Source organism: Nonomuraea polychroma (assembly GCF_004011505.1).
In the GTDB taxonomy this organism is placed as follows: Bacteria; Actinomycetota; Actinomycetes; order Streptosporangiales; family Streptosporangiaceae; genus Nonomuraea; species Nonomuraea polychroma.
Map to the genome: position 1 here is coordinate 6,689,548 of NZ_SAUN01000001.1, position 24,554 is coordinate 6,714,101.

The window sequence follows — 24,554 nt, forward strand, 5'->3', positions numbered from 1 at the left end:
AGGCGAGAGTGTGACAATGTGGGCGGAAAACCCGACACTCCGCAGTGTGCTCGAGGGGATCATGAACCCAGATCAGCCTGACCGGCAGGAACCGGATCCCGATCAGACGATCAGGCACCGTTACCCCCATCCCACGGAGTCGCCCGCACAGGACCCGCCATCCACGCAGCGCCTGCCGTACACGCCGGACATGTTGCCCGACGTCTCCCACTACGAGACGAAGCCCCCGAGGTCGGCCTGGTGGTGGGTGGTCGTGGTCGGCGGGCTCGTGGTGCTGATCGCGGCCCTGGCGGTGGCAGCGGTTCTGTGGGTACGCAGCTCCGCGGACGCGGCCCCGGCCGGCACGCTCCACGGTGTCACGCGCGCGTGAAGTCCATGATCCAGTTCGTCTCCCAGTTCTCCTGACCCTCGTCAGAGAAGGCCTGTTCCCACCGGGCGGTGTCCTGGTCGATGACCGTCCAGATGAACCGGCATCGCACCGGCTTGCCCTCGTGGGTCTCCTCGCCGTAGAAGTCGCCCCTGTTCCCCTCGAACGCGCCCACCATGGGCCGGGTGTCGAGCACGCCGCGCGCGCTGCTGGCCCAGTAGATGGACCATTGCCGCGTCTCCGGGTTGTACACGCGCACGGTCAGCCCGCTGAAGCCCTTGGTCGGGAAGGTGATCTCGTCGAAGCTCGCCGCCCCGCCGAAGTGCCGGGTGGCCACGGAATGCCCGGGGAACTCGTCCCACGCGCCGTTCACCAGGCGGCGGTTCGCCACGTTCCAGCGCCCGGCGAAAAAGTCGAAGTCGTTCATGCGCCCGACCGTAGGCCGGAGTCACTGACAGGTAGTGTCAGCGTATATGCGTGCTTCTCGCCTGGTTTCGATCCTGCTGCTTCTGCAGACGCGCGGCCGGATGACCGCGCGAGAGCTGGCCGGCCGGCTCGAGGTCTCTGTACGCACCATCTACCGCGACGTCGAGTCGCTGCACGCGGCCGGCATCCCGCTCTACGGCGACGCCGGGCCGCAGGGCGGTTACCAGTTGCTCGACGGCTATCGCACCCGGCTCACCGGGCTGACCGCTGACGAGGCCGAGTCGTTGTTCCTGGCCGGGCTGCCGGGCCCCGCGGCGGAGCTGGGCCTCGGCGCGGTGGTGACGGCCGCGCAGCTCAAGTTGATGGCCGCGCTGCCGGTCGAACTGCGTGATCGGGCCGGGCGCATCCAGGAACGCTTCCTGCTGGACGCGCCCACGTGGTACCGGGAGCGGGAGCCGCTCACGTACCTGCCGGCCGTGGCCGACGCCGTCTGGAACGAGCGGCGCGTCCAGGTCAGGTACCGGCGGTGGAAGGCGCCGCAGGAGGTGGAGCGGCGGCTGGATCCGTACGGGCTGGTCATCAAGGCAGGGCGGTGGTATCTGGTGGCGCGGGCCGGCGAGGACGTGCGTACGTACCGCGTCTCGCAGATCCTCGACCTGCAGCCGCTCGCGGAGGGTTTCACCCGGCCGGAGGGCTTCGACCTGGCGGCGTACTGGCAGGGGTACCTGGCCGAGTTCGAGGCCAAGCTGCGATGGGGCGAGGCGGTGGTCCGGCTGTCGCCGCGCGGCCTCGAACGCCTGGCCGACCTGATGACGCCCGGCGTGGTGGCGGCGGCGCGGCAGACCGCGCGGCCGCCGGACGATGAGGGCTGGACGCAGGTCACGGTGCCGATCGAGTCGATCGAGCATGCGATGGGGGAGTTCCTCAGGCTCGGCGTGGACGCCGAGGTGCTGGCTCCTGGCGAGCTGCGTGATCGGCTGGCGGGCGCGGCGAAGGTGCTCGCGGAACGATACGGGAGCGCCTGAACCCCTCATTTATGGGGATATTTCGCTCTAAAGACTCCCCCGCCCCGGATAGGGCGCCATGGACCTGCGCGACCGCCTGCTGGTCCAGGTCAGCGTCAGGGACGTCTATGACGCGGTGACGCTGGCCGGGCATCCCGGCTCCGGCTTGGTCTTCACCGGACAGGCCGGGCACGACGCCGTCCGCATGGCGCGCAGGAGCGGTTATGACGGGCCGCTGCTCGCCGATCGGCGGCGCTACGCGGGGTCGGCGCGAGTACGGGGCACGGCCCGGCTGTCCGCGGACTGGATCGCGGACCAGGTGGAGGCGGGCGCGACGGCCCCGCTCACCGATTCCGGATATATCGGCAAAGGGGATCATGAATCCCTGCACGCCACCCTCGAACAGGCCGTCCAGTGGGACAGTGTGATCGCCGTGCTTCCCGTGCACCCGCGGTGGGTCGCCGAGGACCGGCCGGTTCTCCTGCGTACCATCGCCGACTACGGGACGCCGGTGGCGCTGGTCGTCGAGGACGGGCCGCCGTACCGGCCGCTGCCGCTCCCCCTGCTCTCGGCGGGCGTGCCGGCACTGGCCGCGCTGGCGCACGGCGCCGAGTGGGCCGCGATCGGCGTGCGCGAGGTGCTGCGTCACCTCTACCCGGAACCTCACGAAATTCGTGGCGGCTGGCGGCGCGGTGGTGCGCGCAGCGCGTTCGTGCCGGAGCGGCTGGAGTTCGTGCCGGTCGAGCGGCTCAGTGACGGCACGTGCGACTGCTCCACCTGCCGTGGCCGCCCCCTGCGCCGCCTGGCCTCGGCGGAGGAGATCGAGGTCAACACCCACAACGCCAAGGTCCTGCACCGCCTGCACAACCGGCTGCTGCGCAGCACGCACCGGGAGCGGTGGTGGCGGGAGTTGACGGCCTGAGGACGACCGCTCGCCGAAAGTTTCTAACCGCTCACCGCTCGATCCCTGCCCTCGTCCGGCCTACAAGAGACACTCACAGGGATCCCATCAGGCATGTTGCCACCATGAAACTTTCATTGTCTAGTCGCAATATTTCACGACAGGAAGGAGTCCCATGAAGGTGACAGCCCGAATCGCGGGCGCCGTGATCGCCGCGCTGACGCTCGTCGCCGCGAGCCTGATCACAGCGCCGCCGGCCGCCTCGGCGCAGCTGACGGAGGTGACCGGCTTCGGCACGAACCCCACGAACTTACGGATGCACCTCTACGTCCCCGACGGCATTCCCGCCCGCCCGGCGCTGCTCGTCGCCGTCCACTACTGCACGGGCTCCGGCCCGGCCTTCTTCTCGGGCACGGAGTTCGCCTCACTGGCCGACCAGCACAAGTTCATCGTGATCTACCCGTCGGCGACCAGGAGCGGCTCCTGCTACGACGTCTCCTCGCCGCAGGCGCTGCGGCACGACGGCGGCAGCGACCCGGTGGGCATCGTCTCGATGGTCAGGTACGTCCAGCAGCGCTACAACACCGACCCCGAACGCACCTACGCCACGGGCGCGTCCTCCGGCGCCATGATGACGAACGTCCTGCTGGGCGCCTACCCCGACGTGTTCAAGGCCGGCGCGGCCTTCGCAGGCGTGCCCTTCGGCTGCTTCGCCACCACGGACGGGTCGAGCTGGAACAGCCAGTGCGCCAACGGCCAGCGCATCATGACCCCGCAGCAGTGGGGCGACCTGGTACGCGCCGCGTACCCCGGCTACAGCGGCCCCCGCCCGCGTATGCAGGTGTGGCACGGCACCGAGGACTCCACGCTGCGTTACCCGAACTTCCAGGAGCAGATCAAGCAGTGGACCAACGTCCACGGCCTGAGCCACACCCCGAGCCTCACCGACCAGCCCCAGCCGAACTGGACGCGGACCAGGTACGGCGGCACCGGCACGACCGTCGCGGTCGAGGGCATCAGCCTGCAGGGCGTGGGGCACAACGTGCCCCAGAGCGGGATGGCCGCGGCCGCGATCGCGTTCCTCGGGCTGAACACCGGGGGCGGCGGCCCGTCGCAGCCCCCGACCACGCCGCCTCCGGGGGCGTGCAAGGTCACGTACACGATGAACACGTGGAACACCGGCTTCACTGCCGCCGTCACGATCACCAACACGAGTAGCACGCAACTCTCGTCCTGGTCGCTGGGCTTCACGCTGCCCGCGGGCCAGACGGTCACCTCCGCGTGGAATGCGACGATCTCCCCCGACTCCGGTCAGGTCACGGCCAGGAACGCCGGCTACAACGGCACCCTCGCACCGGGCGCCTCCACCCAGTTCGGCTTCCAGGCCACCCACAACGGGAACACGTCCAAGCCGCCGGCCTTCATCCTCAACGGCGCCGCCTGCACCTGACGATCGCCTCTTGTCCGCCCGGCGCCTGATCACACGGGCGCCGGGCGGTTGTGTCGCGTCCTCCACAGAATGCGATTCGGCGCGACGGCGAGCCTGCCCAACCCGGCATCCTCGGACCCACCCACCCTCCGTCGAAAGGAATGACGAGATGCCCGGAGGCCCGCCCATGCTCGGGTTCAGCCTGATCATCTACGCCACAGTAGGCCTGGCGACCCTGATCGCGCTCAAGCTGCGCAGGAGGCGCAGGTGAAGACCCTGACCGTCATCGTCCCGGCCCACAACGAGGAGCACGGCCTCCCCGCAACCCTCCGGTCCATGGCCGCCCAGACCGTCCCGCCCGAGAAGGTCATCGTCGTCGACGACGGCTCAACCGACCGCACGAGCGAGGTGGCCGCCGCCCACGGCGTGACGGTCCTGCGCCCACCCCACAACCTGGGCAGCAAGGCCAAGGCGCAGAATTATGCGCTCCCGCACTGCGACACCGACCTGGTCCTGGCCGTGGACGCCGACACCGTGCTCGCCCCCGACTACATCGAGCGCATCAAGCCCGCCTTCGACGACCCGGAGGTGGGCGTGGCCGCGGGCAACGTACAGGCCCGCTTCACCCGCACCCCCTGGGAGCGCGGCAGATCCACCGAATACCTCTTCGGCTTCCACTGGCACCGTCCCATCCAACAGCTCGCCAACAGTCCCCTGGTCTGCTCGGGCTGCTGCTCGGTGTTCAGACGCGCCAGCCTCACCGCATTCGGCGGCTTCCCCGAGCGCACCATCGTCGAAGACATGGACTTCACCTGGAGCCGGCAACTGGAGGGCCGCAGGGCGGTCTACGTCTCCGACGCCATGGCCTGGGCCGCCGATCCGGAAACCCTCACCTACTTCCGCAAGCAGGTGTGGCGCTGGATGGCGGGCTTCATGCAGAACGTCCGCCTGCATCTCCCCCGTCTCCTCACCGGCAAGCCCATGCTGGCGACCTGGATCGTGGTCGCACTCCTGGAGATCCTCCTGGCCCCGCTGTGGTGGGCCACCCCGCTGATCCTGACATTGGGCCTGCACGAGCCGGTGGCACGCACGATGGCCTGGTGGGCGGGCAGCGAGCTGCTCCTCACCACCCCCGCCCTCCTCTACGCGGCCAGACGCCGTCGTCTCCCCCTGCGCCAGGTCCTGTTCAACCTCCCCTTCGTCTACCTGAACAAGGCCGTCAACCTCTACTACGCCTGGAAGGCCATGACGGTAGAGCTGATCATGGTCCCCCTGGGCCTGTCCCCCGGTCTCCTCGTCTACGAGAAAGGCCGCTGACCATGCCCGTCTCCGGCACCCGGTTTGTCGAGTTACGTAAATTCGCTGTTATCTGCGTTTCGAGCGGGTTTCGTCCCCTAGACGACGCATTTGCCCGTCCGTAGGGTGCTGTCCACGACGGGAAAGTCACATTCCGTACTCCCGTCGTAACCCCCGATCAGCAATGGCGCTCGAGCGGCCACTTCCGAGCGTGCGCGCGGCGGGGCCGCGGGCGTGTGGCATAGGGAGCACCGTGCGAAGGTTCGTCACGTCTCTGTTCGGCCAGGTCCTCGTCGCAGCCGTCATCGGCGCGGTGATCGGCCTGCTCTTCCCGGCCTTCGCTGCCGAGCTCAAACCGCTCAGCGACGGCTTCATCACCCTCATCAAGATGGTCATCGCACCGCTGGTGTTCTGCGTGGTCGTCGCGGGCATCGCGGGAGCGGGCGAGCTCAAGCGGGTCGGCCGGGTCGGCCTCAAGACGATCGTCTACTTCGAGGTCATCACCACCATCGCGCTGGTGCTCGGCCTGGTGCTCGCCCTGGTCTTCCAGCCGGGCGCGGGCATGAACGTCGACCCGGCCAGCCTCGACGCTTCCAAGCTCGCGGCCCAGCAGGAAAACGCCGCCGAGCTCGCCGAGGGCGGCCCTGTCGGCTTCGTCCTCGGGCTCATCCCCTCGTCGGTGGTCGGCGCCTTCGCCGAGGGCAACGTGCTCCAGGTGCTGCTGTTCGCCGTGTTGTTCGGCTGCGGGCTGCTGCTGGTCGGGGAGAAGGCCCGCCCGGTGGGGCAGTTCATCGAGGCGACCACTGAGGTGCTGTTCAAGGTGGTCTCGCTGATCGTGCGGCTCGCCCCGCTGGGCGTGCTCGGCGCGGTGGCGGTCACCGCGGGCAACTCGGGTGGCGACGCTCTGGTCCGGCTGGGCTGGCTCGTCGTGCTGTTCTACGCCGCGGTCGTGGTCTTCGTCGTGGTGATCCTCGGTTTCGTGGCCAAGCTGGCCGGGTTCAACATCTTCAAGCTGATCGGATACCTCCGCGAGGAGGTCCTGGTCGTCCTGGGCACGGCCTCGTCCGACAGCGTGCTCCCGCAGGTCATGCGGAAGCTGGAGCACATGGGGATCAAGAAGTCCACGGTCGGCCTCGTCATCCCGACCGGCTACTCCTTCAACCTGGACGCCTTCTCGATCTACCTCACCCTCGCCGCCGTCTTCATCGGTCAGGCCACCGGCGTGCCGCTGTCCATCGGCGACCTGCTGGTGGTGCTGCTCGTGGCTCTGGTCACTTCCAAGGGCGCACACGGCATCCCCGGTTCGGCCATCGTGGTGCTCGCCGCCACACTCGCCTCGATTCCGACGATCCCGGTCGCGGGTCTGGTCCTGGTGTTGTCCGTGGACTGGTTCATGGGCATGGCCCGGGCGGCCGGCAACCTGCTCGGCAACTCGGTGGCCACCGTGGTCATCGCCGCCTGGGAAGGCGACATCGACAAGGACCGCGCCGCGAAGGTCCTGGACGGCCAGGAGGTCCCCGCGGCCGGTCCAGAAGACGAGCCGGCGACCGTACCGGCGTAGGACCGCCGCCCGGTCCACAGGAGAACCCATGACCAGAGTGGACATAAGCCCCCGCCCGAAGCACATCTCCCGCCAGCTCGGCTGTGCTTGCGCACCAGAAAATCCGGCAAGACACGCTCGGCGATGATCACCGGACACCGCATGATCTGCCTGGTCCATGCTGATGATCCGAGTATTGGGGCAACTGCTGTCGGCTGGAACAGGGCCGAGCGGCCGGGCTCGAGGCCATCTTCGTCGACATAAAGATCAAGGGCGGCCGGATCGGCGACAGCGCCTTCCGACCTCCCTTCGACGATCTGCTCGACACGATCGAATATCGAGCGTGGGTGGAGCTATGGGGATTCGAACCCCAGACCTCCTCCATGCCATGGAGGCGCGCTACCAACTGCGCTATAGCCCCTGGTCACCGCTCCGAGTCCACCCGTTGCGGCGCTCCGAGAGCATATAGCCATCCGCTCCGATTCGCCTAATCGCGCCGCCCGTCCCGCGCTCTGGCCACCAGTACGGCCAGCCCGTCGAGCTGGCGGCGCAGGCCGAACTCGAAGAGGGAGTCCAGGTCCATGTCAAGTCCCGGCTGTGCCAGCACTTTGGCCAGTGTCGGGTAGGCGCCGGAGGCGAGCATCTCACCCAGTTCGGCCTCCCGGGCCCGCATCCACTCGTCGTCCGTGATCCCCGTCTCCGTCCGCGCCTGCTCCTCGGCCTCCAGACTCACTGCGGTGCCGCGGACGAAGTTCATGAGGGAGACGGCGGCGTGCAGCATGGTGTTGGCGTCAAGGCCGAGCCCGTCCAGCCCGCGCAGCAGCCGGTCGGTGTGGGCCATGCCGTTCGGTACGAACTGCGGCCTGGTCAGGGAGACGGCCTGCGTCAGCCAGGGGTGGCGGCGGTGGATGCGCCACTGTTGCCTCAGCACCAGTTCCACCTGCGCCCGCCAGCCACGCGGCCCGCTGGACACCGCACGTCCCGCCTCCGGCTGCACCCGTCCACCGGGCATCGCAGCGCGGGTCTCCGGCTGCACCCGTCCACCGGGCATCGCAGCGCGGGTCTCCGGCTGCACCCGTCCACCGGGCATCACAGCGCGGGTCTCCGACTGCACCCGTCCACCCGGCATCACAGCGCGGGTCTCCGACTGCGTCCGACCGCTGCGTGGCTGGGCAGGCGCCGTCTGCGGGCTGACGGGGTGGCCGTGTGGCGAAGCGCTCATCGCCGGCGCGGGGGGCGGGTCGTCGCCGTAGACGGCGTCGGCCATGAGGTGGATGAGCTCGTCCTTGCCGTCCACGTGCCGGTAGAGGGACATGGCGGAGGCACCCAGTTCGGCGGCGATGCGCCGCATGGAGACGGCGGCCAGACCCTCCGCGTCGGCGATCTTGATGGCGGCCCGCACGACGCGCTGCCTGGTGAGGTCCTCCGGAGGCGGCCGCCGCTCGGCCCCGGCCACCACGGTCCCGACTCCCGGCACGGCCCGGGCCAGCCCCTCCTCCTGGAGCCGGCCAAGCACCTTGCTGGCGGTCGCCATCGCGACGCCCCACTCGCGGACGATCTGCCGGGTCGAGGGCACTTTGTCGCCCGCCGCCAGCTCCCCGCTCGTAATCCGGCGCCGGATCTCCTCGACGATCCGGAGGTACGGAATGTCCGGCCGTTTCACGCTGGCCTCCTCCGCCCTAGTGCACCAGCCCACATCCAACCACATGGGAGACATCAGGTGCACTAGTGCGATACATCGCGTATTGCCGCATCATGCGCCAGCATCTTATGGTCCGCGTACATCGTAAATTCGCTGCCTAGGAGCCCGTCATGCGCGACCTCGACATCCTCATTTCGGGCGGCGGCATCGCCGGACCGGCCCTCGCCCACTGGCTCGCCCGCCACGGCAACCGCCCCACGATCATCGAACGAGCCCCCACCCTCCGCCCCGGCGGCCAGGCGGTCGACTTCCGCGGCGCCACGCAGGTGGAGATCCTGACGCGCATGGGCATCCGCCAGGCCGTCGAGGACGTCCAGACCCGCATGGGCGACATCATGATCGTGGACGCTCACGGCAAGCGCCTGTCGAGCCTCCCGTCCGTCGTGTTCAGCGGCGACGTCGAGATCCTTCGCGGCACGCTGAGCCGCATCCTTCACGGCACGTCGAACGCCGAGTGGATCTTCGACGACTCCATCGCCACAGTGACCGAGACTGACGGCGGCGTGCACGTGACCTTCGAGAAGTCGCCGCCCCGCACGTTCGACCTGGTCGTGGGCGCGGATGGCAGCCACTCCACCGTTCGCGACCTGGCCTTCCACGAACCCGCCGAGCTGCGCCACCTAGGAATGCACGGTGCGATCTTCTCGGTCCCGGGCACGTACGGCCTGGACCACGAGGGCCTGATGTACAGCACCCCCGGCCGCTGCGCCACCATCATGCGCACCGGCGGTGAGACAAGGGCCGCGCTTGACTTCGCCTCACCCCCTCAGGCGTACGACCACCGCGACCGGCGACGCCAGCGCGAGCTGATCGCGACCGCCTTCGACGGCCTGGGCTGGGAGATCCCGTCCCTGCTCAGAGCGATGTGGACGGCGCAGGACTTCTACTTCGCCCCCGCCGCCCAGGTTGTGCTGCCGCGCTGGTCGTCCGGCCGGGTGGTCCTGCTGGGCGACGCGGCGCACGCCCCCGGCCCGGGCGGGATGGGCACCGGCCTGGCCATGATCGGCGCGTACGTGCTGGCCGGGGAGCTCGCGGCGGCGCCCGACCACCGCACCGCCTTCGACCGCTACGAACGGGAGCTACGCCCCTACGTCGAAACGTGCCAGAAGCAGGCGCGGGGAGCCGCCGATTACCTGGTCCCCCGGAAGAGGTCCCAGATCTGGCGGCGCAACCAGGCCATGCGCGTCCTGTCGCACCTGCCGGTGAAGGGCCTCATCAGGAGGTTGACGGCACCGAACGCCATCGTGCTCAAGGACTACGCCGCGCCCCCGGCCCCCGCCCCTCCACGACCCGGCACCGCTGCGCGCCCAGGCGCTCCACGCTGATCATCACCGTGTCACCGGGCCGAGCGGCGGGTGCACGTCGAACCCGGCCGCCACGCCCCGTCGCTGTCGCCGATTCCTTCGCCCGAGATCCGCCGCCGTACGGCCCCCGAGCCGTACGGGATGGTTATGCTTCGGCGTCCGGCCGGTCGTCGCTGTGGATCGGCTCCGGCAGGGTCCCGGCGTTGTGCTCGAGCAACCGCCAGCCCTTGCGCCCTTCCTGCAGCACGGACCAGGAGCAGTTGCCCAGCCCGCCGATCGCCGGCCACAACTCCTCGGGCAGCCCGAGCAGCTCGCAGATGCCCAGCCGCAGCGCCGCGCCGTGCGAGGCCACGACCAGCAGCCCGTCGTCGTCGAGCCGGCCCGCCCACCGCCGCATGGCCGCCGCCACACGTGCGGCGACGTCCGTGACCGGCTCGCCGTCCGGGGCCTCCCAGGCGGCGTACTCCACGGGCCAGCGTGCGGCGATCTCCTCCCGCGTCAGCCCTTCCCACTGGCCGCCGCCGCGCTCGCGGAAGTCCTTGTCGACGGCGACGTCGAGCCCGACGACACGCCCGAGCGCCAGCGCGGTGTCGTTGGCCCGTTGCAGGTCGGAGGAGACGATGAGGGTAGGCCGCAGCGAGGCCAGCAGCGACGCGGCCCTCGCAGCCTGTGCGACACCGGTCTCGTCCAGCGGGATGTCGGAGTGTCCTTGGAACCGCTGCTCAACGTTCCACAAAGTCTGCCCATGCCGCAGACATACGATCCTTTTGCTCAAGTGCGCGCCCGCTGGAGGTTGGCCTGCATGACGCTCTCCGGCAGCGAGATGGCCGGGCAGTCCTTCCACAGGCGCTCGAGCGCGTAGAACGTGCGGTCCTCTTCGTGCTGGACGTGCACGACGATGTCGATGTAGTCGAGCAGCACCCAGCGGCCCTCGCGCTCGCCCTCACGGCGCACGGGCTTGGCGTCGGCCTCGGTGCGCAGCCGCTCCTCTATCTCATCGACGATGGCGCGGACCTGGCGGTCGTTGGTGGCGGAGCAGAGCAGGAAGGCGTCGGTGATGACGAGCTGTTCGCTCACGTCGTAGGCGAGGATGTCATCGGCCAGCTTGTCGGCCGCCGCCTCCGCGGCGATGCGCACGAGCTGGACGGATCTGTCAGATGCGGTCACGATGCGGGTCTGTCCTCCTGTGTCGGCAGCATGCCCTTATGTTGAGGGTACCCTTCCGCCCCGAAACCCCTCACCTACGGCACGGAGACGTTCATCCGTGGCTGTGATACAGCCCGCGTTTGTTGATGTACTGGACGATTCCGTCGGGCACCAGATACCAAATCGGTTCGCCCTTGGCCACCCGCTGCCGGCACTCCGACGAGGAGATGGCGAGGGCGGGAATTTCCAGCAACGTGACCCTGCCCTCGGGCAGCCCCGGATCGTGGAGCGTGTGGCCTGGGCGCGTGCAGCCGACGAAGTGAGCAAGCTCGAACAACTCATCGGCGTTCTGCCAGCCGAGAATGGCGCCGAGCGCGTCGGCGCCGGTGATGAAGTAGAGCTCCACGTCGGGACCGTAGATTTCGGCAACATCGCGCAATGTGTCGATGGTGAAGGTCGGCCCCGGCCGATCCACGTCCACCCTGCTCACGGAGAACCGCGGATTCGACGCGGTCGCGATCACCGTCATCAGATAGCGGTCCTCGGCGGCCGACACCTCGCGCTCCGACTTCTGGTACGGACGTCCGGTCGGCACGAAGACGACTTCGTCGAGCTCGAAATGGTGGGCGACCTCGCTGGCGGCGACCAGGTGCCCGTGATGGATGGGATCGAACGTCCCGCCCATCACTCCTACTCGCCTAATCCCTTGCACACCAGGCGCATTCATCATGAAACGGACCTTACGCGGACACCTTACGACAACATGATGGCACCCCCCTTGACGATGCCCGCGCATCGCTTCCGTTGCGGACGTAGCATGCCGGGCATGACGACCACCCCGGACCGCAACCGCGTCCAACTGCCCGGCATCTCGTCCCGAGCCTACGAACACCCCGCAGACCGGTCCGCGCTGGTCGCTCTGCGTAAGTTGAGTGGGTTCGACACGGTTCTCAAGCAGATGTCCGGCCTCGTAAGCGAACGCCGCCTTCGCCTGATGTACCTGGCGTCGGCCGTGCGCGTGAGCGAAACACAGTTCCGTTCCGTCTACGACATGGGCCGCGACGCCGCCTACATCCTGGACCTGCACCGGATCCCGGAGATCTACATCCAGCAGGACCCGCGAGTCCAGGCCAAGGCCATCGGCTTCGACGACCCGTTCATCGTCGTGACCACCGGTCTCCTCAACCTCATGAACGAGGAGGAGCAGCGCTTCGTCATCGGCCACGAGACCGCGCACATCCTGTCGGGGCACGCGGTCTACCGCACGATGCTCGACATCCTCACCATGCTCGCCGCCCGCGTCGCGTGGATCCCGCTCGGCTACATCGGCCTGCGGGCGATCGTCGCGGGTCTGGAGGAGTGGTACCGCAAGTCGGAGCTGTCCTCCGACCGCGGCGGCCTGCTCGTCAGCCAGGACCCCGAAGCGGGCAAGAGGGCGCTGATGAAGCTCGCCGGCGGCGACTACACCCACGAGATGAACATCGAGGCGTTCCTGGAGCAGTACCAGGAATACGACACCGCGGGCGACCTTCGCGACGGCTTCCTCAAGGTGCTCAACCTGCTCGGCACCACGCACCCGTTCGCCGTGGTGCGCGTGGCCGAGCTGGACAAGTGGCAGCGCAGCGGCGAGTACGACCGGATCATCGGCGGCGACTACCCTCGCAGGGAGGACGACCCCAACGCACGAGTGACCGACGAGATCAAGGCGGCGGCCGAGTCCTACCGCGCGTCCTGGTCGCAGTCGCAGGACCCGTTCATCGGCGTCCTGCGCGACGTGGCCGAGGGCGCCGTCAACGCGGGCGAGCGGATCTTCAACCGCTTCTCGCGCCGCGACGGCGGGCAGGGCTAGACCGACCGCCGCACGCGGCCGATCCCGCTTGATCGACCGCGTCCGGCCCGCCGCCCGCCCTTACCGGGCGGCGGGCCCGGAACGAGCTGACCCAGGTCAGAGCAGCAGGGCGATCGCGCGTACGGCGGCCGCGCACAGGGCGACGAACCCGCCGAGCACGGCCAGCGCCCGCAAACCCTCCCTGCGCAGATCCGGCAGCCGGCCGCCGATCCGCTCGATCTCGCGCCCGGTGATGCCGCCGCACAGCATCCCGAACACCACGCCCGCCACCGTCACGGGCGCGGGCTGCTGCCACCAGTCGCCGGAGATCTCACCGCCGCCGGTCACCCAGAGCGCCCCGCCCGACGCCACCGCGACGGGCACGCCCGGCCACACCACGGCGGTCCCCGCCGCCCCGGTCAGCGCCAGCGGGAAGAGCAGCACACGCAGCGCCACCCGCGTACGCGGCGAGCTGCGGTTCCTGATCAGCCAGTGGCTCATCCACAACGTCCTGGTCAGCACCACGAATACGGTCGTGATCGCGATGGAGGCGATCGGCCAGATCACCGAGGTCACCACGCACGGCACGGCCAGCACCGCGAGGAGCAGCAGGGCGCCGTTGCCCGCGGGCAGCGTGGTGTGCGACTCCGTCGTGCGCTTGCTCTGCGGCCTGGCCCTGCTCCGGACGGCCGCCGCAGCACGCTGGCGCGGCCCCGTGTTCTTCCCCTCCGCGCTTCCCCGGGCGCGGGGCGCGGGGACTTTGCCTTCCGCGCTCGTCCTGGCCCGCGCCACGGCTCCGTCCATCCGGCTGCGCGCCACGACCCCGTCCGCGCCACCCGTCCTGGCGCGTGCCCCGGTCCCGTCGGCCCCCGTGCGACCGCGTGCCGCGGCTCCGTCAGACCCTGTACGGCCGCGTGCCGCGGCTCCGTCAGTGCCCGTGCGCCCGCCGCGCGCCGCGGCTCCGTCAGTCCCCGTCCGGTTGCGTGCCGTGGCCGCCTTGCCGTCCGTACCGGCACGACCGGCGTCGGCGGCCGGACGCCGCCGTGGCGCGGGCACCTTCCCGTCCGCGCCTGTGTTGTTGGGCCGGCCACGGGCGGACTTGGCGCCGGTGTCCTCAGCGGTACGGCTGCGCACGGGTGTCGCCCGGCCTGCTTCCTCGGCCGTGTCGGAGGGCGCGGCCGGCTCGGTCTCCGTGGCGCTGGTGGCCTTGGCCAGCCGCGACAACCGGTCGGCCAGCAACGCCGCCGTCGGCCTCTTGCCCGGCTCCCGGTTGAGCGCGGCCCGCACCAGCGGCAACAACTGCACGGGCACGCCCTTCAGGTCGGCCTGCCCGTTCAGCACCGCGTACATCTGGGCCTCGGCCGTGCCCCGCCCGAACGTCGGCCGCCCGGTGGCCGCGAACGCCACCGTGGCGGCCCACGCGTGCACGTCGGCCGGCGAGTCGACGTGCTCATCGGCGAAGATCTCCGGAGCGGTGTAGCCGGGAGTGCCGAGGAACGTGCCCGTCATGGTCAGCCGGGTCGCGTCGAGCACCTGCGCGATCCCGAAGTCGATGAGCACGGGCCCGCCGGAGCCCATGATGATGTTGCCCGGCTTGAGGTCGCGGTGCACGACTCCGGCCGCATGGATGATCGCCAGCGCCGTCGCGATGCCCTGTGCCAGGTCGACCAGGTCAGAGACGTCGAGAGGGCCGCTCTGGCGTACCCGCTCCAGCAGCGTGGCACCCTCGATGTGATCCATGACCAGGTACGGCCGCGCACCGTCCAGGTCGGCGTCCAGCACCTTGGCCACGTACGGGCTCTCGACCCTGCGCAGCGCTCGGACCTCGCGCTCGAGCCTGATACGCGAGGTCTCGTCCTCTACCAGGTCGTGCAGAACCTTGAGCGCGACGCGCTCGCCCCGGCGGGTGGTCGCGAGGTAGACCTCGCCCATCCCGCCCCGGCCGAGCCGCTCGACCAGGGTGTACGGCCCGACCTTGCCGAGCTTGCTCACCGTCCCTCCCCGCCGGGCGCGCCCATAAGGGACACAACCCTAGCGCCGGGAAACGAGTTGCCGCTTGCGGCACGCCGATGGTTTATCGGCCTGTGTGGTCGGAGAGCATGCTGTCGAGCCGGCCCACGGGCTCGTCCGACAGCCGTCTGCGGCCTTTCCTGCGCCAGTTGACGTGGCCGCGGCTTTCCAGCCAGAGCAGCAACCGGTCGGCGCCGAACAACACAGCGGCCGAGAAGACGAGGGCGACGACAATCTCCATGCCTCCCAGTCAAGCCGCCGCGAACGGCGCCGGTCAGGCCGACACGCCGGTCAGCACGGCATCACCGTGCCTTCTGACGTGCGCATATGCCCCTCACCGGTGTAGACCCACTTGGTGGAGGTCAGCTCGGGCAGCCCCATCGGCCCGCGCGCGTGCAGCTTCTGCGTGGAGATGCCGATCTCGGCCCCGAAGCCGAACTCGCCTCCGTCCGTGAACCTGGTCGAGGCGTTGACCGCCACGGCCGCCGAGTCCACGAGCGCCACGAACCTGCGGGCGGCCTTCTGCGACCGGGTGACGATGGCGTCGGTGTGCGCGGAGCCGTAGCGCCTGATGTGCGCCACCGCCTCCTCCAGCGAGCCGACGACGGCGGCGGCGATGTCGAGCGAGAGGTATTCCGCGTAGAAGTCGTCCTCGGTGACGGGCACGACGCCCGCGCCGTAGCGGGCGATCCGCTCGTCGCCGTGCACGGTCACGCCTGCCTCGGCGAGCGCCTCAAGCGCCTTGGGCACGAACGTGTCCGCGATGCCCTCGTGCACGAGGAACGTCTCGGCCGCGTTGCACACCGACGGCCGCTGCGCCTTGGCGTTGACCAGGATCTGCACGGCCAGATCCACGTCGGCCTCGGCGTCGACATAGACGTGGCAGTTGCCGACGCCGGTCTCGATCACCGGCACCGTCGACTCCTCGACCACCGAGTTGATCAGCGACGCGCCCCCGCGCGGGATCAGCACGTCGACCAGGCCGCGAGCCCGCATCAGCTCCTTGACGGAGTCTCGGGTCTGCCCGGGCACCAGCTGAACGGCCCCGGCGGGCACCTCGGTGTCCTGCAGCGCGTCCTGCATGATCCTGACCAGTGCCGTGTTGGAGGAGTAGGCGCTGGAGGAGCCCCTGAGCAGCACGGCGTTGCCGCTTTTGAGGCAGAGCGCGGCAGCGTCGACCGTGACGTTGGGACGGCCCTCGTAGATGATGCCGATCACGCCCAGCGGCACCCTGAGCTGGCGCAGCTCCAGCCCGTTGGGCAGGGTGGAGCCGCGGATGACCTCGCCGACCGGGTCGGGCAGGTCGGCCACTTGCCGCACGGCCTCGGCGATCGCGTCGATCCTGGCCTCGTCGAGCCGCAACCGGTCGATCATCGCCTCGGACGTGCCCTGGGCCCTCGCCTGCTCGACGTCCTTGGCGTTGGCCTCGACGATCTCGGCCGCGTGCGCGACCAGGGCGTCGGCGACGGCGCGCAGCGCCCGGTCCTTCGGCGCCCGCGGCAACGGGGCCAGCTCGGCGGCGGCCTCTCGTGCCGCCTGGGCGACCTTCAGGAACTCTGTGCTCATGGCTACGCTCCGCTGTTCAAAGCCTTGACGGGTCAGCTGTGGGCTTCCAGTATGACGATGTCGTCACGGTGGATCAGCTCGCGTTCATATTCCGGACCGAGGGCGCTCGCCAGCTCTCTCGTGGAGCGTCCGAGCAGGTCAGGGATCTCGACGGCGTCGAAGTTGACCAGCCCGCGGGCCACCACGAGCCCCTGGGGTCCGCACAGGTCCACGGGATCGCCTGCCGCGAACTCACCCTCCACGGACGTCACCCCGGCCGGCAGCAGCGACTTGCGGCGCGTCACGATGGCCTCGACCGCGCCCTGGTCGAGGTGGAGCCGGCCGCGCCCCGTGGTGGCGTGCGCGAGCCACAGCAGGCGCGTGCCGGGGTGACGGCCGCCCGGGTGGAAGTAGGTGCCGACGTCTGCACCGCTCAGCGCCTGGGCCGCGTGAGCGGCCGCGGTGAGCACCACGGGGACACCGGCCCCGGTGGCGATCCTGGCGGCCTGCACCTTGGTGACCATGCCGCCGGTGCCGACGCTCGCGCCGTTCCTCCCCAGCTCGACCCCTGCCAGGTCCTCGGCACCGCGGATCTCGGCCAGCCGGCGCGCCCCTCCCCGGCTGGGCGGGCCATCGTAGAGCGCGTCCACGTCCGACAGCAGCACCAGCGCGTCCGCCCTGATCAGGTGCGACACCAGCGCTGCCAGCCGGTCGTTGTCGCCGAAGCGGATCTCGTCCGTGGCGACGGTGTCGTTTTCGTTGACGATCGGCACGATGCCCAGCTCCAGCAGCCGGGTCAGCGTGCGCTGGGCGTTGACGTGGTGGGCGCGCCGCATCATGTCGTCGGCGGTCAGCAGGACCTGGCCGACGCGCAGGCCGTACCGGGCGAAGGAGGAGGTGTAGCGGGCCACCAGCACACCCTGGCCGACCGACGCGGCCGCCTGCTGGGTGGCGAGGTCGCGCGGTCGCGCGCTCAGCCCGAGCGGGCCGAGGCCCGCCGCGATCGCCCCGGAGGAGACCAGGATGAGCTGCGTCCCGGTACGGCGCCGCGCCGCCAGCACGTCCACCAGGGCGTCCACACGATCGACGTCGATCATTCCCTGGGAGGTGGTGAGCGAGGAGGAGCCGACCTTGACAACGACCTTCGACGCTGAGCTGATCTGTTCCCGCACGTCTCGAAGCCTATCCGAGCCAGGGTTCCGCACATTACTACATTGACTGCATCACTTCATTCGATGTAGTCATTCATTCATGAGTGAACGAACCTATGTAGTCACCGGCGCCGCCTCGGGCATAGGCGCCGCCACGGCGGACCATCTGGCGGCTGCGGGAGCGAGAGTGATCCGCTGCGACGTGCGCGCCGCCGAGGTGATCGCCGACCTGGCCGTCCCGGAGGGCCGCGAACGGCTCGCCTCTCAGGTCAGGGCCGTGTCGGGCGGAAGGATCGACGGCGTGGTCGCCGTCGCCGGTGTCGGCCTGCCGTCCCCGCTCACCGTGCGGCTCAACTTCTTCGGCACCCTCGCCACCCTGGAAGGCCTGCGCCCGCTCCTGATCGAGTCAGACCGGCCCCGCGCGGTCGCGGTGTCCTCGCTGAGCGCGATCGTGGCCGCGGACGAGCGCATCGTCAAAGCCTGCCTCGCCCTGGACGAGGAGGCCGCCGCTGCCGCCGCCGCGGCGGCCGTGGAAGCGGGCCGGGGCCGCATCGTCTACCCGTCCAGCAAACTGGCGCTCAACCAGTGGCTCAGAAGCGCCGCCGTCGCCTCTGACTGGGCAGGGGCCGGCATCCCGCTGAACGCGGTGGCGCCGGGCGTGGTGGACACGGAGACCGCCCGCAGGACGTTCCTGGCCGACCCGGCCACGAGCGACCTCGTGGCCGCCACGATGCCGCAGCCCCTCGGTTTCCCTGGTCCGGTCTCGGCCATCGCGTCTTTGCTGGCGTGGACGGTGAGCGCCGGCAACTCCTTCATGACCGGCCAGATCCTGTACGCGGACGGCGGCGCCGAAGCCACCCTCAACTCCTAACCCGCCCGCGCCCGCCGGCCACGCTTACAAGGCCCGCCAACCGCACAGACCACCACCGCGCCCTGTGCCCGCTCCGCCCACATCGCCATCACCGGTTTCGTGGCCCGGCCGACCCACACGGCCAAGCCGACCCACAGTGCGGCCGACATTCCCGGAGCCCCGGCGAACCTCTCATGGGGCCGGCCGGCACCGCCGGGCCCAGCCCGCCACACGCTGCCGGGGTCAGCCTGCCCGCGCTTTCGGGGCCCAGCGCGCCGGCGCCGCGGGGCCGGCCCGCCAGAGCCGGCCCAATCGTCCCCAGCCCCACGACGCCGTTTGCCCCACCCTGTGGGGCAGTCCTTTAGGCGCCCTGCACGCCCGACTGTCCCCGCACTTCCTTCCGGGTCGCCCCCAACCGCTCGGCAGCTCAGCAGGCCGTAGCCATCGGCAACGCCCGGCACCATCGGCGGACCCGGCCGAGAGCGGAACCCGGGTGCCCGGCACCATCGGCGGACCCGGCCGAGAGCGGAACCCGGGTGCCCGGCACCATCGGCGGACCCGGCCGAGAGCGGAACCCGGGTGCCCGGCACCATCGGCGGACCCGGCCGAGAGGGGACCCCGGGTGCCCGGCCGGCGTGCGGCCCGGGGCCACAAGCCAGCAGGGCCGTATCTCTCGCCCTAGCCGAGCCGGTTGTCGGAGCCGCGCGGCCCGCGATGGATCGACTCGGCGTTCAGCGTGGGCTGCCAGTCGAAGACGTACCCGCCCTCCATCGACCCGATGACCACCTCGGCCCCCGCGGTGGCACCTGCCTTGGCGAGCTCCTCCTCGACCCCGAGCCGCTCCAGCCGATCCGCGAGGTACCCGACCGCCTCGTCGTTGGTGAAGTCCGTCTGCCTGATCCACCGTTCCGGCTTCTCACCAGTGACCTGGAACAGGTTTTCGTTGACCCGGCGTACCCGGAACCCGGTGTCGCCGAGCTGCTTGGGCCGGATCACGAGCCGCGTCGGCTCCTCGATCGGCTTGTTGGCCCGCGCGGCCGCCACCCACTCGCCCATGGCGAACGTGAGCTCCCGCAGCCCGTCATGCGTGGCCGCCGAGATCGTGAAGACCTGCAGCCCCCGCTCCTCGAACTCGGGCGTGACCATTTCGGCCAGCTCCCGCGCGTCCGGCACATCGGCCTTGTTGAGCACGACGATCCGCGGCCGGTCGTCGAGTTTCCCGTACGCCCGCAGCTCCGCCTCGATCACCTCGTAATCCGTGATCGGATCGCGCCCGGGCTCCATGGTGGCGCAGTCGATGACGTGGACGAGCATGTCGCACCGCTCCACGTGCCGCAGGAACTCGTGCCCGAGCCCCTTGCCTTCCGACGCCCCGGGAATCAGCCCCGGCACGTCCGCCACGGTGAACACGTTGTCCCCCGCCGTCACCACCCCCAGGTTGGGGATCAAGGTCGTGAACGGATAGTCGGCGATCTTCGGCTTGGCCGCGCTGAGAGCGGCGATCAGCGACGACTTGCCCGCGCTCGGGAACCCCACCAGCGCCACGTCCGCGACGCTCTTCATCTCGAGCATGACGTCGAGCTCGTCACCCGGCTCCCCGAGCAGCGCGAACCCGGGCGCCTTCCGCTTTGTGCTGGCCAGGGCCGCGTTCCCCAGGCCGCCGTGCCCGCCCTGCGCGATCACGTACCGGGTGCCGGCCCCCACGAGGTCGATCAGCACCTCACCCGTGGCGGCGTCCTTGACGACAGTGCCGTTGGGCACGGGCAGGACGACGTCCTCCCCGTTGGCGCCGTCCCGGTTCGAGCCCTGCCCCTGCTTGCCGTTGTCGGCCTTGCGGTGGGGTCGCCGGTGGTAGTCCAGCAGGGTCGCGGTGTTGGGATCGACCTCCAGGATCACGTCGCCGCCGCGCCCCCCGTTCCCCCCATCGGGGCCGCCGAGCGGCTTGAATTTCTCCCGGTGGATGGAGGCACACCCGTTCCCCCCGTCACCGGCCTTGATGTGTAGGACCACCTGGTCCACGAAGTCCGGCATGCCTCACTCCTCTATGGCCTTTCATAATTCCCATACAACGCAAAAAGGGGTGGATCGAATCCGCTCGATCCACCCCAGACAGTCCCCGGTCGGGAGCAGGAAAAGCTACTCCGCGACGGGAACGATGCTCACGGCCCTGCGGCCGCGCTTGACGCCGAACTGCACGTGACCGGCGGCCAGCGCGAACAGCGTGTCATCGCCACCACGGCCCACGTTGTCGCCGGGGTGGAAGTGGGTGCCACGCTGGCGGACGATGATCTCGCCCGCGTTGACCAGCTGGCCACCGAAACGCTTGACGCCCAGGCGCTGAGCGTTGGAGTCACGGCCGTTCCGGGTGGACGACGCGCCCTTCTTGTGTGCCATCTCTCAAACTCCCCGATCAGGCCTGGTCGATACCGGTGATCTTCACCTGGGTGTACCGCTGGCGGTGACCCTGGCGCTTCTTGTAACCGGTCTTGTTCTTGTACTTGAGAATGCGGATCTTGGGGCCCTTGGTCTCGCCGATGATCTCGGCGCTGACCGTGAACTTGCCCGCCTCGGTCGTCACGTCGCCATCGTTGACGACGAGCACCGTCGGCAGCGAAACCGAAGAGCCGACCTCGCCGGCGACCTTGTCCACCTCGAGGACGTCACCGACGGAGACCTTCTGCTGCCTGCCGCCGCAACGAACGATCGCGTACACCGCGGAACCCTTCTACTGACTCGCTGTTGCCACGACCACCCCCCAACGGGGATGGCCGCCGAATGCTGCGCCTTGTCATTCGGTCCTGTCTGGAACCGACGATCCGAGTAGCGCGCGCCAACAGGGCACGTCACCTGACGCACCGATTCACCAGGGTACCGGATTAACGGTCCCCTAGGCGAACCGGACGGATCGTCGGACGTCCGCCGAGGGCTACTCGGCGGACTTGGCTCGGCGGGAGCGTCGCCGCCCCCTGCCGGAAGTCTGACCGGCTTGGTCGTCCTCAGCCGGGACGTCTTCAAGCGCACCGGTCACCGTATCACGACCGGCGGAGTCCTTGGCCGCGGAAACCTTGTCGGAGACCGCCTTCTCGACGGCCATCTTCCCCTGCGTGCCGCGCGGCTCCGGCTTGGTCTCGACCGGCTCCGCGGAGATCAGCAGGCCACGCCCGTTGCAGCACTCGCACGGCGTCGAGAAGGCCTCCAGGAGGCCCTGACCGACCCGCTTACGCGTCATCTGCACCAGTCCCAGCGAGGTGACCTCGGCCACCTGATGCTTCGTCCTGTCGCGCGCCAGGCACTCCAGGAGCCGTCGCAGCACCAGGTCCCGGTTCGACTCCAGCACCATGTCGATGAAGTCGATCACGATGATGCCGCCGATGTCGCGCAGCCGGAGCTGGCGCACGATCTCCTCGGCCGCCTCCAGGTTGTTCCTGGTGACGGTCTCCTCGAGGTTGCCGCCGTGGCCGGTGAACTTGCCGGTGTTGACGTCGACGACGGTCATCGCCTCGGTGCGGTCGATCACCAGCGAGCCGCCGCTCGGCAACCACACCTTGCGGTCCATTGCCTTGGCGAGCTGCTCGTCGATCCGGTAGGACTCGAAGACGTCGCCGCCGCCCTGCTCGCCGTCCCACTTGGACAGCCGCTCGGCCAGGTGCGGCGCGACGTACTTGACGTAGTCGTCGACCGTGTCCCAGGCCTCCTCGCCCTGCACGACCAGCGAGGTGAAGTCCTCGTTGAAGACGTCGCGCACGACCCTGATGGTCAGGTCGGGCTCGGCGGACAACAGCTCGGGCGGGCTCGCCGACTTGGCCTTCTTCTGGATGCTCTCCCACTGGGCGGACAGCCGGGCCACGTCGCGGGCCAGCTCGTCCTCGGAGGCGCCCTCGGCCGCGGTGCGGACGATCACGCCGGCGTTCTCCGGCATGACCTTCTTCAGGATGCTCTTGAGCCGCGTGCGCTCCTTGTCGGGCAGCTTGCGGCTGATGCCGGTCATCGAGCCGTCGGGCACGTAGACCAGGTAGCGTCCGGGCAGGCTGATCTGCGACGTGAGCCGCGCGCCCTTGTGCCCGATCGGGTCCTTGGTGACCTGCACGAGCACGGACTGGCCCGACTTCAGCGCCGACTCGATCCGCTTGGGCTGGCCTTCCATTCCGGCGGTGTCGAAGTTGACCTCGCCGGCGTACAGGACAGCGTTCCTGCCCTTGCCGATGTCCACGAACGCCGCCTCCATCGACGGCAGCACGTTCTGCACCTTGCCGAGGTAGACGTTGCCCACATAGGACTGGCTGGCCTCGCGGTTGACGTAGTGCTCGACGAGCACGCCGTCCTCCAGCACCGCGATCTGCGTGCGGTCGCCGTTGCGGCGCACCACCATCATCCGGTCCACGGACTCGCGGCGGGCCAGGAACTCCGACTCCGTGATGATCGGCGGGCGCCTGCGGCCCAGCTCACGGCCCTCGCGGCGGCGCTGCTTCTTGGCTTCCAACCTGGTGGAGCCGCGCACGCTCTGCACGCCGTCGGTGGCGGTGTCGAGCGAGGTCGCACGGCCGGAGCGCGGCGCGCGGATGCGCACCACCGTGTTCGGCGGGTCGTCGCTGGCCGGCTCGGGGATCTCGTCGGAGCCGCGACGGCGACGGCGACGGCGGCGACGCGACGTGGAGGACTCCTCGTCCTGGGCCTCCTCGCCCTGCTCCTCGTCGGTCTCCTCCTCGGACTCCTCGCTGTCCTCGGCCTCGTCGCGCTCGCGGGCCTTGCCACGGCCGCGGCCGCCACGGCGGCGGCGACGGCGCCTGCCGCCGCCTTCCTCCTCCAGCTCATCGGAGGTGTCGACGTCGGCCTCGTCCTCGCTCACGACCTCTTCGACCGGCTCCTCCGCCTCCTCGGGCTCTGCGCTGACGGCGGGCTGCGGCTCGGGCCGCCTGACCGCCGCGGGCTTGGCCTGGCTCGGGTCGGGCGCTTGGAACAGCGGCGCGAAGATGGCAGCCGGCCGCTGGAACGCGGTGCCCGGCTCGTCCTGCCTGCGTGCCGTCAGTCCGAACGGGTCGGCGAGCAGGCTCGAACGCACGGGCTCCTCGTCGAGGTCCTCGCCCGCGGGCTCGTCGTCGAGCGGCTCGTCCTCGGGAAGGATCTCGATGATGTCCTCTTCGTCCTCGACGCCGGCGCCGGAATCCGCAGCCCGGACCTCACCGGCGCCCTTGGTCGTCTCGGCACCGGCGACCGCCGCCTCGGGCTCCTCGGCACCGGTCACCGCCCGCGCCGCAGCGCCGCGACCGGCCCGCGTCCTCGTGCGACGGGCCCTTGGCGCCCCCGCCTCCGCGTCAGCAGCGGCCTCGGCCGCCGCTTCACCGGCCTGCGCCACCTCGGGCGCAGCGAGGGACGCGGCCGCGGCTACAGCGGCCTCGACGTCACGGGCCCCGGCCGACTCCTCCGCAACCGCCTCTTCGACGGCCGCGGGAGCCTCGGGTGCCACGATCTCTTCCGGCTCTGCCTTCTTGCGCGTGGTCCTGCGCCGCTTCACGGGCGCCTCGGAACCGGCCTCGGCGGGCGCTGCCGCCTCTTCGGTCTGGGCCTCGGCTGCCTTCGTAGTGCGCCGCCGCGATGTGGTCGCGGTGGACCGCGTCCTCGTGGCCCTCTTGGGCTTCTCCTCGGCCTCGGCGACGGCCTCGGCCAGGACACCCTCGACCGGGCTCTCGACCTCGGCCTCACCAGCACCGGCGACCTCGCCACCGGTCGTGCCGGCAACGGGGACGGACGTAGCGCCGACGGCGCCGTTGGCACCCTCAGCGGCAGCGAGAATGTCAGGATCAGGCTCGCCGGCAGCACGCTGCGCGACGGTGCGCTGCACCGGCGGCCCCTCGACGACCGAAGGCGCGGTCTGCGCGGCGATAACGGTGACCGGAACGGACGCCGGCTCCTCGGGCGGTTCGGGCGGCGGACCGGCCGGACGGCTGGCGGAGCGGCGGCGCGTGGTCACCTTGGTCTGTTCAGTTGTCTCCCCGTCAGGGCCAGTGGCCCCGGCGTTGGGCTCGTTATCGAGCATGCGGGCGCTCTCCCGTCAGCT

At 70.1% G+C, this 24,554-nt stretch carries 22 protein-coding genes and 1 tRNA gene; 9 read left to right on the top strand and 14 right to left on the bottom strand.

Annotated features, from left to right (window positions below; translation table 11 throughout):
• The first annotated feature begins 61 nt into the window (after window positions 1-61).
• On the top strand, window positions 62-370 hold the full coding sequence (locus EDD27_RS30525; RefSeq protein WP_127935444.1) for a hypothetical protein: 309 nt from the start codon (window positions 62-64) through the stop codon (window positions 368-370).
• Here EDD27_RS30525 and EDD27_RS30530 read toward each other — a convergent pair.
• Complete coding sequence (locus tag EDD27_RS30530; RefSeq protein WP_127935445.1) at window positions 357-794, bottom strand: hypothetical protein; 438 nt, start codon at window positions 792-794, stop codon at window positions 357-359. The genes EDD27_RS30525 and EDD27_RS30530 overlap by 14 nt on opposite strands.
• Window positions 795-840: 46 nt before the next feature.
• Between EDD27_RS30530 and EDD27_RS30535 the strand changes: the two genes are divergently transcribed.
• From EDD27_RS30535 to dctA, 5 genes are all read left to right on the top strand, one after another.
• Window positions 841-1,818: a helix-turn-helix transcriptional regulator gene (locus EDD27_RS30535; protein WP_127935446.1), complete on the top strand. Its 978-nt coding sequence runs from the start codon at window positions 841-843 to the stop codon at window positions 1,816-1,818.
• Window positions 1,819-1,876: 58 nt separating this feature from the next.
• Window positions 1,877-2,719, top strand: a complete 843-nt coding sequence (locus EDD27_RS30540) for a hypothetical protein (protein WP_127935447.1) — start codon at window positions 1,877-1,879, stop codon at window positions 2,717-2,719.
• A 154-nt stretch (window positions 2,720-2,873) separates the two neighbouring features.
• Window positions 2,874-4,148, top strand: a complete 1,275-nt coding sequence (locus tag EDD27_RS30545) for an extracellular catalytic domain type 1 short-chain-length polyhydroxyalkanoate depolymerase (protein ID WP_127935448.1) — start codon at window positions 2,874-2,876, stop codon at window positions 4,146-4,148.
• Window positions 4,149-4,394: 246 nt separating this feature from the next.
• Window positions 4,395-5,444, top strand: coding sequence for a glycosyltransferase family 2 protein (locus EDD27_RS30550; protein ID WP_127935449.1), 1,050 nt, complete (start codon window positions 4,395-4,397; stop codon window positions 5,442-5,444).
• A 232-nt stretch (window positions 5,445-5,676) separates the two neighbouring features.
• On the top strand, window positions 5,677-6,984 hold the full coding sequence (gene dctA / locus EDD27_RS30555) for a C4-dicarboxylate transporter DctA (protein WP_206641729.1): 1,308 nt from the start codon (window positions 5,677-5,679) through the stop codon (window positions 6,982-6,984).
• 327 nt (window positions 6,985-7,311) lie between these two features.
• Here dctA and EDD27_RS30560 read toward each other — a convergent pair.
• Together EDD27_RS30560 and EDD27_RS30565 are read right to left on the bottom strand one after the other, a co-directional pair.
• Window positions 7,312-7,384 (bottom strand) — tRNA-Ala (locus tag EDD27_RS30560).
• A gap of 66 nt (window positions 7,385-7,450) precedes the next feature.
• Window positions 7,451-8,626, bottom strand: a complete 1,176-nt coding sequence (locus EDD27_RS30565; RefSeq protein ID WP_241564336.1) for a TetR/AcrR family transcriptional regulator C-terminal domain-containing protein — start codon at window positions 8,624-8,626, stop codon at window positions 7,451-7,453.
• A gap of 149 nt (window positions 8,627-8,775) precedes the next feature.
• On the opposite strand from EDD27_RS30565, the gene EDD27_RS30570 reads away from it, so the two are divergent.
• Window positions 8,776-9,990: an FAD-dependent monooxygenase gene (locus EDD27_RS30570; RefSeq protein ID WP_127935452.1), complete on the top strand. Its 1,215-nt coding sequence runs from the start codon at window positions 8,776-8,778 to the stop codon at window positions 9,988-9,990.
• A 124-nt stretch (window positions 9,991-10,114) separates the two neighbouring features.
• On the opposite strand, the gene EDD27_RS30575 is transcribed toward EDD27_RS30570, so the two are convergent.
• From EDD27_RS30575 to nadD, 3 genes are all read right to left on the bottom strand, one after another.
• The gene (locus EDD27_RS30575) at window positions 10,115-10,744 is read right to left on the bottom strand and encodes a histidine phosphatase family protein (protein ID WP_127935453.1); all 630 of its coding nucleotides are present in this window, start codon (window positions 10,742-10,744) and stop codon (window positions 10,115-10,117) included.
• Complete coding sequence (gene rsfS, locus EDD27_RS30580) at window positions 10,741-11,136, bottom strand: ribosome silencing factor (RefSeq protein ID WP_127935454.1); 396 nt, start codon at window positions 11,134-11,136, stop codon at window positions 10,741-10,743. The genes EDD27_RS30575 and rsfS overlap by 4 nt, the downstream gene beginning before the upstream one ends.
• 91 nt (window positions 11,137-11,227) lie before the next feature.
• On the bottom strand, window positions 11,228-11,845 hold the full coding sequence (gene nadD, locus EDD27_RS30585) for a nicotinate-nucleotide adenylyltransferase (protein ID WP_127935455.1): 618 nt from the start codon (window positions 11,843-11,845) through the stop codon (window positions 11,228-11,230).
• An 87-nt stretch (window positions 11,846-11,932) separates the two neighbouring features.
• Here nadD and EDD27_RS30590 point away from each other — a divergent pair, with 87 nt between their 5' ends.
• On the top strand, window positions 11,933-12,964 hold the full coding sequence (locus tag EDD27_RS30590; RefSeq protein WP_421916039.1) for a M48 family metallopeptidase: 1,032 nt from the start codon (window positions 11,933-11,935) through the stop codon (window positions 12,962-12,964).
• A 96-nt stretch (window positions 12,965-13,060) separates the two neighbouring features.
• Here EDD27_RS30590 and EDD27_RS30595 read toward each other — a convergent pair whose 3' ends face one another.
• The 4 genes from EDD27_RS30595 to proB all read right to left on the bottom strand — a co-directional run bounded on the left by EDD27_RS30595 (window position 13,061) and on the right by proB (window position 17,670).
• Window positions 13,061-14,935 (bottom strand): serine/threonine protein kinase, encoded by a 1,875-nt coding sequence (locus EDD27_RS30595; protein WP_127935457.1) that lies wholly within the window; start codon window positions 14,933-14,935, stop codon window positions 13,061-13,063.
• An 82-nt stretch (window positions 14,936-15,017) separates the two neighbouring features.
• Window positions 15,018-15,194 carry a hypothetical protein gene (locus tag EDD27_RS54645; RefSeq protein WP_164903851.1) on the bottom strand — a complete coding sequence of 59 codons (177 nt, stop codon included), beginning with the start codon at window positions 15,192-15,194 and terminating at the stop codon, window positions 15,018-15,020.
• Window positions 15,195-15,244: 50 nt separating this feature from the next.
• Window positions 15,245-16,519, bottom strand: a complete 1,275-nt coding sequence (locus EDD27_RS30600) for a glutamate-5-semialdehyde dehydrogenase (protein WP_127935458.1) — start codon at window positions 16,517-16,519, stop codon at window positions 15,245-15,247.
• A 32-nt stretch (window positions 16,520-16,551) separates the two neighbouring features.
• Window positions 16,552-17,670 carry a glutamate 5-kinase gene (gene proB / locus EDD27_RS30605; protein ID WP_206641730.1) on the bottom strand — a complete coding sequence of 373 codons (1,119 nt, stop codon included), beginning with the start codon at window positions 17,668-17,670 and terminating at the stop codon, window positions 16,552-16,554.
• 79 nt (window positions 17,671-17,749) lie between these two features.
• Between proB and EDD27_RS30610 the strand changes: the two genes are divergently transcribed.
• Entirely contained in the window at window positions 17,750-18,520 is a 771-nt protein-coding gene (locus tag EDD27_RS30610) for an SDR family oxidoreductase (protein WP_127935459.1), read from the top strand.
• A 657-nt stretch (window positions 18,521-19,177) separates the two neighbouring features.
• Here the strand turns inward: EDD27_RS30610 and obgE are convergent.
• The 4 genes from obgE to EDD27_RS30630 all read right to left on the bottom strand — a co-directional run bounded on the left by obgE (window position 19,178) and on the right by EDD27_RS30630 (window position 24,533).
• On the bottom strand, window positions 19,178-20,530 hold the full coding sequence (gene obgE / locus EDD27_RS30615) for a GTPase ObgE (RefSeq protein WP_127935460.1): 1,353 nt from the start codon (window positions 20,528-20,530) through the stop codon (window positions 19,178-19,180).
• A 105-nt stretch (window positions 20,531-20,635) separates the two neighbouring features.
• Window positions 20,636-20,893, bottom strand: coding sequence for a 50S ribosomal protein L27 (gene rpmA / locus EDD27_RS30620; protein WP_012893687.1), 258 nt, complete (start codon window positions 20,891-20,893; stop codon window positions 20,636-20,638).
• A 16-nt stretch (window positions 20,894-20,909) separates the two neighbouring features.
• The gene (rplU, locus tag EDD27_RS30625) at window positions 20,910-21,212 is read right to left on the bottom strand and encodes a 50S ribosomal protein L21 (RefSeq protein ID WP_127935461.1); all 303 of its coding nucleotides are present in this window, start codon (window positions 21,210-21,212) and stop codon (window positions 20,910-20,912) included.
• Window positions 21,213-21,425: 213 nt separating this feature from the next.
• Window positions 21,426-24,533, bottom strand: a complete 3,108-nt coding sequence (locus tag EDD27_RS30630) for an Rne/Rng family ribonuclease (protein ID WP_241564338.1) — start codon at window positions 24,531-24,533, stop codon at window positions 21,426-21,428.
• Window positions 24,534-24,554 lie beyond the last annotated feature (21 nt).

Excerpts from the sequence above, each read along its gene's own strand:
- EDD27_RS30530 (WP_127935445.1), bottom strand. The coding sequence starts at position 794 with ATGAACGACTTCGACTTTTTCGCCGGGCGCTGGAACGTGGCGAACCGC.
- EDD27_RS30545 (WP_127935448.1), top strand. The coding sequence starts at position 2,874 with ATGAAGGTGACAGCCCGAATCGCGGGCGCCGTGATCGCCGCGCTGACG.
- obgE (WP_127935460.1), bottom strand. The coding sequence starts at position 20,530 with ATGCCGGACTTCGTGGACCAGGTGGTCCTACACATCAAGGCCGGTGAC.
- EDD27_RS30540 (WP_127935447.1), top strand. The coding sequence starts at position 1,877 with ATGGACCTGCGCGACCGCCTGCTGGTCCAGGTCAGCGTCAGGGACGTC.
- EDD27_RS30535 (WP_127935446.1), top strand. The coding sequence starts at position 841 with ATGCGTGCTTCTCGCCTGGTTTCGATCCTGCTGCTTCTGCAGACGCGC.
- rpmA (WP_012893687.1), bottom strand. The coding sequence starts at position 20,893 with ATGGCACACAAGAAGGGCGCGTCGTCCACCCGGAACGGCCGTGACTCC.
- EDD27_RS30600 (WP_127935458.1), bottom strand. The coding sequence starts at position 16,519 with ATGAGCACAGAGTTCCTGAAGGTCGCCCAGGCGGCACGAGAGGCCGCC.
- EDD27_RS30630 (WP_241564338.1), bottom strand. The coding sequence starts at position 24,533 with ATGCTCGATAACGAGCCCAACGCCGGGGCCACTGGCCCTGACGGGGAG.
- EDD27_RS30525 (WP_127935444.1), top strand. The coding sequence starts at position 62 with ATGAACCCAGATCAGCCTGACCGGCAGGAACCGGATCCCGATCAGACG.
- EDD27_RS30570 (WP_127935452.1), top strand. The coding sequence starts at position 8,776 with ATGCGCGACCTCGACATCCTCATTTCGGGCGGCGGCATCGCCGGACCG.
- EDD27_RS30590 (WP_421916039.1), top strand. The coding sequence starts at position 11,933 with ATGCCGGGCATGACGACCACCCCGGACCGCAACCGCGTCCAACTGCCC.
- nadD (WP_127935455.1), bottom strand. The coding sequence starts at position 11,845 with ATGATGAATGCGCCTGGTGTGCAAGGGATTAGGCGAGTAGGAGTGATG.
- EDD27_RS30610 (WP_127935459.1), top strand. The coding sequence starts at position 17,750 with ATGAGTGAACGAACCTATGTAGTCACCGGCGCCGCCTCGGGCATAGGC.
- EDD27_RS54645 (WP_164903851.1), bottom strand. The coding sequence starts at position 15,194 with ATGGAGATTGTCGTCGCCCTCGTCTTCTCGGCCGCTGTGTTGTTCGGC.